Origin of the sequence: Campylobacter sp. RM16188, assembly GCF_012978795.1 — a bacterium.
In the GTDB taxonomy this organism is placed as follows: Bacteria; Campylobacterota; Campylobacteria; order Campylobacterales; family Campylobacteraceae; genus Campylobacter_A; species Campylobacter_A canis.
The window spans coordinates 1-492 of sequence record NZ_LIWQ01000047.1 but is presented as its reverse complement, the minus strand read 5'-3'; the positions used below and the strand labels follow the sequence as shown (position 1 = coordinate 492).

Annotated in this window: 1 rRNA gene; it reads left to right on the top strand. The window is 47.8% G+C overall.

The annotated features are described in order from the left end of the window. Positions 1–492: ribosomal RNA gene (locus tag CDOM16188_RS11130) — 23S ribosomal RNA — on the top strand; the annotation flags it as partial.

Here is a 492-nt window from a genome sequence, read left to right as displayed (position 1 = left end):
TTTGATCGAAGCCCGAGTAAACGGCGGCCGTAACTATAACGGTCCTAAGGTAGCGAAATTCCTTGTCGGTTAAATACCGACCTGCATGAATGGCGTAACGAGATGGGAGCTGTCTCGAAGAGGGATCCAGTGAAATTGTAGTGGAGGTGAAAATTCCTCCTACCCGCGGCAAGACGGAAAGACCCCGTGGACCTTTACTACAGCTTGACACTGCTATTGGGATAAAGATGTGCAGGATAGGTGGGAGGCTTTGATCTATAAACGCCAGTTTATAGTGAGCCGTTGTTGAGATACCACTCTTTTTTATTCTGATAGCTAACTGGCATGAGTTATCCTCATGCAGGACAATGTCTGGTGGGTAGTTTGACTGGGGCGGTCGCCTCCCAAAATGTAACGGAGGCTTACAAAGGTTGGCTCAGAACGGTTGGAAATCGTTCGTAGAGTATAAAGGTATAAGCCAGCTTAACTGCGAGACGTACATGTCAAGCAGAG